The organism is Paenibacillus foliorum (assembly GCF_013141765.1).
GTDB lineage: Bacteria > Bacillota > Bacilli > Paenibacillales > NBRC-103111 > Paenibacillus_S > Paenibacillus_S foliorum.
Genome location: NZ_WHOD01000093.1, coordinates 1 through 8,986, shown reverse-complemented (window position 1 = coordinate 8,986; position 8,986 = coordinate 1). Strand labels below are relative to the sequence as shown.

Sequence of the window (8,986 nt, the reverse complement as noted above, 5' to 3'; positions counted from 1 at the left end):
TGCATAACGCTACGCAGTTCCGTGACTTCTTCAGACACACCGTCACACCGTGTGTTCAGTGATTCTGCTGTGGTCATTAATTCACTTTTGATGTCTTGCTCTACAATATCAGTTACTTTTTCTGTAAGTGCGTGCATAACGCTACGCAGTTCCGTGACTTCTTCAGATACACCGTCACACCGTGTGTTCAGTGATTCTGCTGTGGTCATCAATTCACTTTTGATGTCTTGCTCTACAATATCAGTTACTTTTTCAGTAAGTGTGTGCATAACGCTACGCAGTTCCGTGACTTCTTCAGACACACCGTCATATTGTGTGACCAAGGATTCTGCAATGGCAATTAATTCACTTTTAATGTCTTGCTCAACAATTTCGGTTACGTTTTCTGTGAGTGTCTGCATAACATTACGCAGTTCCGTGACTTCTTCAGATACACCGTCATACCGTGTGTTCAGTGATTCTGCTGTGGCCATTAATTCACTTTTGATGTCTTGCTCTACAATATCAGTTACTTTTTCTGTAAGTGTGTGCATAACGCTACGCAGTTCCGTGACATCTTCAGACACACCGTCATATTGTGTGACCAAGGATTCTGCAATGGCAATTAATTCACTTTTAATGTCTTGCTCTACAATTTCGGTTATGTTTTCTGTAAGTGTCTGCATAACATTACGCAGTTCCGTGACTTCTTCAGATACACCGTCATATCGTGTGTTCAGTGATTCTACTTTGGAAGTAATTTCATTACTAAGATCTTGATGTAAAACTTCATTTATTTTTTCCGTGAGTGTTTGGATAATATTACGCAGCTCCATAACTTCTTTATTTAACTGAACGTTTGAGCTATCAATAATCGGTGACAAAAGCGTGCCGTTCTCCTTAGACGAGATAGTAACCTTTTGGACTATGTCCTGCAAATGGTCCTTTACATGCTCAGGTTGTTTATTCGCTTCTAATTTTTGTGTAAGTATCTGGACAACATTACGTAGGTCCATCGTCTCTTTACTTGACTGAAAGTTTAAGTTATGAACATTAGGTAATATAGGCTTTTCGTCTTCACTAATCTTTGTAACAGCCTTCTGGCGCATTTCCTGTAAATTGCCCTTTATATACCTAACTGATTTATTGGCATCCCTCAACTTGGAAATCTTCTCAAAAATCACTAAGGCTTCTTCTGTATATCTGAGAGAACCATTAGTAATTATAGTCGGAAGATATTGCCGATATTGGTTTGACCAATCAGTAACAGTAGTACGCATTTTCCCAATTTTATGGGCGATCTCAGTAAGTTTATAAGTTTTTTTCATTGAATGTTTCTTCGTCCTTTCTTCTTCAAAAATTTTTGTCGGTCCCTTAGGCTATTGCTGTTTCATTTTATTCAGGACACTTTATAAATGACAACGAAAGGGGAAAATAACATTTCATTTCTGGATAATATTAAAACCAAAAAGCCCATTCAAGCAATCTCCCAAAGGAAAATGCATAAAGGGCTAACAGGGTTAAACGATTTGATGATGTGTCCTGATAAAATGTCAATAGTTATTCAGGAGTATGACGACTCGATCTCAAGGGAAATGTCGCGTAAAACAATACAGCTGCGATTAATTGAAACCGATAATTTGTTCTAATCGTCGATGAATGTCATCGGTTCTTTGGTTGCCGGCGATTTCTGTAACAATGCGAAATCCTTCCGACAAATTAGGCTTCCTCCGTACATTATGGGCATCAGTAGCAATGACATGCACGTAATTCTGTTCGATGAGCCAGTGACTGAAGGTCATTGTTTCTTCCGAGTTTTTACCCAGCAGGCTGTCAACGGTTACCTGAGTGAGGCAGCCCTGATTGATAAGGTCAATGAGAAGCTGCGGATTATCACGGAAGAAAAAATGCCTCTCCGGATGGGGGATAATAGGCGTGATTCCTCGTTTCATGAACGATTTGACGATTTTCGGAGTTTCCTCGCAGTACCCCTCCCATACTTGTTCCAGTAGGATAAATTGGGAGGCTGCTCCCAGATAGAAAAAATTTTCATCCCGCGAATGTTCTTCGATAAAAGCTGGACTTTCCAATCTTACCTCATTTCCGGTGTGGATCGTGATGCCAATGTTATGGATATGCAGCTGGTTCTGAAGCTCGTTTACCTTATCCCGAACCAGCCCACGATGAGAATAATGGTTCGCGGAAAAATGGGGCGTGGCAATGATATGACGAATCCCGTCATTATAAGCGATTTGGGCCATTTCAACCGATTCCTTAATATCTTGAGGACCATCATCGATCCCATGCAGAATATGGCAATGAATATCGATCATACGCCTTTCATCATCCTTTCACAGATCCTATCATGGCGCCTTGGACAAAATATTTTTGCACGAACGGGTATAGGAAGAGCACCGGGAGAATTGCGACATACACAGTGGCATATTTAATATTCAGACTCATTACAGCCAGCTCTTCCGCTCCCGTGCTCGTAGTTTGCGACGCCATATCGCCTGCAATAACGATGTTGCGGAGGATAATTTGCAGCGGATATAAGCTCTTCTCGTTCAAATAGATGAGCGCGGGGAAAAAGCTGTTCCAGTGGCCCACTGCATAGAATAAGAACATCGTCGCCATAACCGGCATGGATAGAGGCAATACCACCTGAAGGAGAATCCTGAATTCGCCCGCTCCGTCCACCGTTGCCGATTCATGAAGCGAATCCGGAATATTTTCGAAAAACGTCCGCATCAAGATCATATTAAATACATTGATGGCTGTAGGAATCAGAATCGCCCATACTGTGTTCACCATTCCCAGCGAATGGATCACCATGTAACGCGGAATCAGACCGCTGTCGAAGAACATGGTGAAGATAACAAACAGCGATAGTAACGCTCGTCCAAATAAATGTCCTCTGGATAACGGGTATGCGCATAATGCTGTCATTATCAGATTGATAATGACACCAGCCGTTGTATAAAACAACGTATTGGCATAAGAACGCAGAATGGACGCGTCCGCCATGATGACTTCATAGGCTTGCAAATTCAAGCCTTTCGGAAAGAAATAAACCTCCCCTCGATTAACCGCATCGCCAGCGCTGATCGATACGATGCCCATATAGTACAGAGGGTACAAAGTAATTACGATCAGAACCAGCATGAACAGCACATTGCAGATATCGAATATGCGTCCGCTGTCGAGTATGCGTCCGTGCATGATGACCCCTCCTTTTAGAACAGCCTTGTTCCGCTAATTTTTTTGGATATCATGTTGGCAGAGATGACCATGCCGAACGCGATGATGGATTGAAAAATACCGACTGCAGAGGCGAAGCTGAAATCACTGTCGATCAAGCCCCTGCGATAAATGAACGTCTGAATGACGTCAGCCGTATCGTATGTGGGACCGCTGTACAGTAATATAATTTTCTCGAAGCCGACCATCATCATTTTTCCGAGCGACAAGAGCAGCATAATCGTGACTACGTTAGCTATGCCGGGCAATGTAATATGCAGCATTTTATTCCAGCGATTGGCTCCATCCACCGTAGAGGCTTCATATAACTGGGGATCAATGGAGGAGAGCGCAGCTAAAAAGATAATCGAGTTCCAGCCCATATTCTGCCAGATTTCTGAACTGATGAAGATGGTACGGAACCATTCAGGCAAGGCCATAAATGTCCTTGGCTCGCTACCAAACCACTTGATCAGATTATTGATAAGACCGTCTGTGGATAAAAAGTTGACCAACATCCCAGCCACCACAACAGTGGACAAGAAATGCGGGACGTACGTTACTGTCTGAATGAACCGTTTGAAGACCTTAAGCCGAAGCTCGTTCAACAAGAGAGCAAAGATAATTGATGACGGGAAAAAGAAAATCAACGAATAAAAATTAATTAGCAGCGTATTTCTGACGACCTGCCAAAAATAAGAATCAAACAAAAATTGTTTAAAATATTTAAATCCTACCCAAGGACTGTCAAAAAATCCTCTCACAATGGAGTAATCCTGAAAGGCCATTAAATTGCCGACCATCGGAGCATAATGGAAAATCAAAAAATAAATAAAGGGCAGCGCAAAGATCACATACAGAGGAATGCTTCTGACGAATTTTCTTCTGACTGCTGTAGTCGAAATCATATCAAGACCTTCCTTTCTTAAAAAAAGGGGAACGTGAACTTTTGGCTTGTTCCCCTTCTTCCGCTGATTACTTGACTACACGCGCCAAAGCATCGTTATAGATTTTTTCAAGCTGATCGGAGCCCAGTTTCTTCAGCTCGGCCACGAAGCCGTCCCAATCCTTGCTGAGTGCGCCATCCGTCATAATAAATTTATCCATGTTGCGAGTGAGATAGGAATCAAGCTGTGACCGCAACTGCTTAAGCTTCTCACGCTCTTCCTTAGTAAACGGAGGATCGCTTACGAAACGGATACTTTCACCGGCTTCTTCCATCTTGGTCGCTTTAACTTCCCATTCTAAGGATTGTGGAGTTGCGAAAGTATTTCCCAACCGGGTGTCTTCCAATAAGGCATAGCCGAGATAGCCTAGACCAAATGCCGAGGAAATCGTATAGCTTGGAGTTTTATCATCCTTGTACTTGCTAAACAGCGCATCGGACATCTTATACTGCCCACTCGTCATAGTGTAGTGTTCACCCTGAAGGCCGAAGCTCGTAAGATTCGAGCCTTCATCGGAGTAGAGCCAGTCCATGAAGGCGACCACTTTCTCCGGGTTTTTCACCTTAGGGTTAAGCACGTACGACTCGGACAGATGGCCCTTGGCATAGATCAGATTCCGTTTTGCACCATTCGAGGAGCTCATCGTTGACAGCAGGTCGAATTTCGCTTTCGGATCCGCTTTTTGCAGTGCAATATTGAACTGGTTGGCGAAGCCGTTGTTGTCCTGGAAGTAGAACGCTTTATTGGAGCTGAGCTTCTCCTGCCAGATTTGCGAAGTGGCCGTCGCATAATCAGGATCGAGGAGCTTTTCCTTATGCAGCTTGTTCAGCCATGTGACTGCATTCTTGAATTCGGCAGAATTCGGACCGAATTTGTATTTTTTTTCTTTTGGCTCGTAGTACACTTTGGATCCGTTGAATGTCGTGTAACCGCTGCCAAATCCGAATGCAATTGGATTGATTAAGTTTTCAGTTCCCGTTAGTCCATTCGCCGCGCGGGCCGTGAACGGATAAGAGTCCGGATAAGCGGCCTTCATCTTCTTGAATACTTCGTACAGCTCCTCATAATTCGTAGGCACTTTCGCTCCAACCTTCTCAAGGATATCCATACGCATCATAGCAAGCTGTCCACCTGCTCCGGTGAAGCTGGCGGCAAGCGGAAAGCCGTACAATTTGCCGTCTATTCGGTTCTTGTTAATGTCCGGCTGTTGATCAATAACTTTCTTTAAATTCGGCATCTTATCGAGATAAGGGGTCAGATCAAGGAAAATCCCGGTATCCGCATAATTTTGAATATCGTCCTGCTTCACTAGCATAATGTCCGGTGTTGTATTGGTGGCGATCAGTGTCTTCTTCTTATCGTCATAGTTGCTCTGCGGAACGCCTTGCAGATTCAGCTTGACGTTCTGTCTCTTCAGAAATTCCTTAATGGCGAGCGAATCGTTAACAAGCGCCTGTGAAGGATGCTCATACCTCATCCAGGTTAACTCCAGTGGTGCGGCAGGAGCCGTAGCTGCTGGTGCTGTTGCCGGTGCTGTTGCCGGACTCGGCTTAGCATCGGTATTCTTCGCCGGCTGTCCTCCCCCACTGCAAGCGGCGAGCAAGCTGGCGGGTAACAAAATAGCGCACCCCGTCATGATGACCCTCGTTTTTAAATTTGCTTTCTTGTGCATATAGAACCTCCCAATTGGTAAATTGTTTTGTCCTGCACATTCACTCTATCATCTGTCATTTTTTCCTCATATAACCAAATTAACGCTTCTTGTTCCGAAATTCCCTATGGAAGGCAATGTTTCATATTTCCACCATGAACTAAAAAGTCTAATTTGCTTCATCTTGCTTTCGCGCAATGGCATTACGGTAATCCATAGGCGAAATTCCTTCGTGCTTTTTGAAGATTCGTAAAAAAGTAGTGCGGCTCGTGATGCCGATCCGCTCGGACACTTCGCTGATTTTCAGATCATTCTGTGCGAGCAGCTCCTTCGCTTTCGCCATCCGTACCAGACTGATGTAATCAGTGATGCTCGTTCCCGTCGTTTCTTTGAAAAGTCGCGATACATATTTGGGGGACAAGCCAATTTCGTCCGCAATATTTTCCAGATAAATATTATTATGGTAATTACTTTCGATATAGTTTGTAATTAGTGTAATGACCGTACCCACCTTCGGCTCGCCCTTGACGGTCGTTTCGGTGATAATGCGTCCGTAAAAATCAAATAACCTCTCAATGCGTTCGCGGAACTCGTTCGGCGACATATTCCTGCTCGCTAGGATAGCGTACTCATCTTCCGTAAGCAGCATTTGGAGCTGAAGCTGCCGCTCATGAATATATCGAATACCTGTGTTCAGCAGCTCAGCAAGCAGCGCGCCGAGATAAGCGTAAGAAACGCCTCGGTTGATATTGAACTGGATCAGTCCTTCTACTTCCGTACGCAGCGTTTCTATGCTTCCAATCTTGAACGCATTTGCAATTTTGCTTTCGTCCAGAAAAGAATAAAAATACGTTTGTTCAATGGTGAAGTCCGCGGAATCCGCGATCGTGACATCGGAATGCCCTTTACCTTGAACAATCGCCGTGATAGCATCGCTGTAAGATTTGGCAATATCCCCTATCTTCGAGTACATTTTGCCCAGTCCAATCGTCAGTTCGCAATAGATCATATCGTATTCGAAGGTGCTCTTTATATTTACCAGAGCTTGATCCAGCAGCAGCCGATCTTCTTCTTGCTTCAAGTTCATGACGCAGACATACAAGTTTGGCTCCAATTCCAGCACATAGCAATTGATATGACGCTGCATAAGTCCCCATAATACGTTCTTCATTTTTTCCTGGATCAGCAGTCGATCAGCTTCCGGGAGTTCGTGATAAAACCGCCCCTTGTAATCAAACATGAAACAGCAGCAGGAGTAGTAGGCATCCTGAAAACCGAGCTTATCTAAAATCCGGGTCGGTATTTCCTGCTGTGCCCACGGATGCGCTTTGATCAAATTGGTGAAAAATTGGTCAAGCAGCTCACTTGAATATTGATTCAGCGTAAGAGTAGCATGCCGATTTTGCTCAACCAATTGATGAATCCGGCTTCGGATCATTTTTAATTCATCACTGCTTCGGAGCTCGTTGTTAACCTCGATTTCCTTCTCCGCGCGGATCAGAATTTCCTTAATATTTTTGATAGGATTATACAGATTGACGCTGAAAATGAACGAAAAGAGGATGCCGATTATTACCAAACTAAGGCAAATCCAGAACAATAGGTTCAAAATGCCGGATGATTCACCGCTGAATGCTGATACGGGAGTTATGGAGTAATAATCCCAACCGAAAGAGCCGGAGGGCGAACGCACGATCAACACCTCGTAATCGTTCAGCTTCGTAAAGTAGACGCCCTTATTCTCGGGGAGCTGCGCCCCGATTTGCCGAACCGTCTCCTCATTCCAGTTGCCACTGTTCAGAATCACCCGCTTGCTGCTGTCCAGAATCAGATAAGCTGTAGAGGAATAGAGCGAATTGTTGTTGAGCGAAGAAGCGATGGCGGGAACGGATAGACTGGTCACCATCGTCACCAGCTTGCCATTCACATATTGAGTGGAGACGCTTGGTATAACCTCCTGCCCCTGTAAGCCACTGAATTGTTTCACACGGGTCGGGGGCAGCAATTGGAACAAGCTGCTCGTCTCGAGCCTCTTCTTCCAATAATCCTGATTGTAGTCATCCAAATGATAAAATCGGTCGAAAAACGTTTCGAAGCTGATCAGTCCTTCGCTTGAATACACCCGCTCCGTATCGATATACAGGAAAATTTGGTCGATGAAAGAACTGATTGTGTTCCGATTTTGCACGATCGCTTTGACAATAAGCGGCAAGTTGACTTTTTCCTCATTAGTTAGTTGAAGGTAGGGCTTCAAATACTGTTGAATGATATCGCTGTGAAATAAATTATTATTGGTCGATTGAGTCATCTCCAAATAGATGTCAATCGTTCGGGAGGAGAACTTCAAATTCGCATCAAGCTTTTGGGAAACGTCTTTCTTTACGATTTGTGCCTCGTTCAGGTAGAAGGTCAGACCGATAATAATAATGGGAATCAGCAGAGAGAGGAAGTATAAGAGAATTTTCTGGAACAATTTATTTCTTATCACTAGCATAGTCCCCAACCCCCTGTTCTGTTTCTAGACGGATGAGCGCAGCTTCGAGTAAAACCATCGGAATAGTAAGCGCTTGCATTTTCGCGAAACCTGTTATCAAAATCATAAATCGAGTGTAATACAACAACGCACCTATGCGGAAGATAGTAAAGTGAAGTACCATTACTATAACATAATCAGATTTGATGCTGATATATACTTCTAGAAATATAAATAAAAGTACACCTGTTTAGAATAATCAAAAAAGCAAAGAACCTTCTCTGTACGCATCCGTAAGGAACACGTAAAAAGAAGGCTGGGCGTAAACCTAGTTTATCCCCTAGCCTAGCATGTTTTTAATATCAGACACCTCAAGGGTGTCTTTTTCGTAAACACGTTGTTCTTTCATCGTTAATCACCTCATTCAACTTTATTCACTACCTCACCTGTCCCATTCATTTGGACCAAGTTATACTAAATCCTCCCTAAAAATAGTCATGCTACGACAACAAACTTCGAGAATCTTTTTAACTGAATTCGGATAATCTATTAATATATCAGACATTCAAGGAGGTGCTGTGATTGAAAGAGATTATTCAAAGTTATACCCACACTACTGACAAATTAACTGAAGTATTATTTGAACTAAAACCATCGGAAATTCGGTTCAAGATAGAAGATGAAGATTCCTTGACC

At 43.4% G+C, this 8,986-nt stretch carries 6 protein-coding genes; all 6 read right to left on the bottom strand.

Annotated elements, in window-relative coordinates:
- Positions 1-1,307, bottom strand: a 1,307-nt coding sequence (locus GC093_RS24055) for a hypothetical protein (RefSeq protein ID WP_171654459.1), incomplete at its 3' end; no start/stop codon positions are given.
- Positions 1,308-1,601: 294 nt separating this feature from the next.
- Positions 1,602-2,312: a tyrosine-protein phosphatase gene (locus tag GC093_RS24050; RefSeq protein ID WP_171654458.1), complete on the bottom strand. Its 711-nt coding sequence runs from the start codon at positions 2,310-2,312 to the stop codon at positions 1,602-1,604.
- A 10-nt stretch (positions 2,313-2,322) separates the two neighbouring features.
- The gene (locus GC093_RS24045; protein ID WP_171654457.1) at positions 2,323-3,201 is read right to left on the bottom strand and encodes a carbohydrate ABC transporter permease; all 879 of its coding nucleotides are present in this window, start codon (positions 3,199-3,201) and stop codon (positions 2,323-2,325) included.
- 14 nt (positions 3,202-3,215) lie between these two features.
- The gene (locus GC093_RS24040) at positions 3,216-4,127 is read right to left on the bottom strand and encodes an ABC transporter permease (protein ID WP_171654456.1); all 912 of its coding nucleotides are present in this window, start codon (positions 4,125-4,127) and stop codon (positions 3,216-3,218) included.
- A 67-nt stretch (positions 4,128-4,194) separates the two neighbouring features.
- Complete coding sequence (locus GC093_RS24035) at positions 4,195-5,838, bottom strand: extracellular solute-binding protein (protein WP_171654455.1); 1,644 nt, start codon at positions 5,836-5,838, stop codon at positions 4,195-4,197.
- A 148-nt stretch (positions 5,839-5,986) separates the two neighbouring features.
- Positions 5,987-8,311: a helix-turn-helix domain-containing protein gene (locus GC093_RS24030; protein ID WP_171654454.1), complete on the bottom strand. Its 2,325-nt coding sequence runs from the start codon at positions 8,309-8,311 to the stop codon at positions 5,987-5,989.
- Positions 8,312-8,986: the final 675 nt, after the last annotated feature.

Bases quoted from the DNA above. Each gene is read 5' to 3' on its own strand.
- GC093_RS24050 (WP_171654458.1), bottom strand. From the start codon at position 2,312: ATGATCGATATTCATTGCCATATTCTGCATGGGATCGATGATGGTCCT.
- GC093_RS24045 (WP_171654457.1), bottom strand. From the start codon at position 3,201: ATGCACGGACGCATACTCGACAGCGGACGCATATTCGATATCTGCAAT.
- GC093_RS24040 (WP_171654456.1), bottom strand. From the start codon at position 4,127: ATGATTTCGACTACAGCAGTCAGAAGAAAATTCGTCAGAAGCATTCCT.
- GC093_RS24035 (WP_171654455.1), bottom strand. From the start codon at position 5,838: ATGCACAAGAAAGCAAATTTAAAAACGAGGGTCATCATGACGGGGTGC.
- GC093_RS24030 (WP_171654454.1), bottom strand. From the start codon at position 8,311: ATGCTAGTGATAAGAAATAAATTGTTCCAGAAAATTCTCTTATACTTC.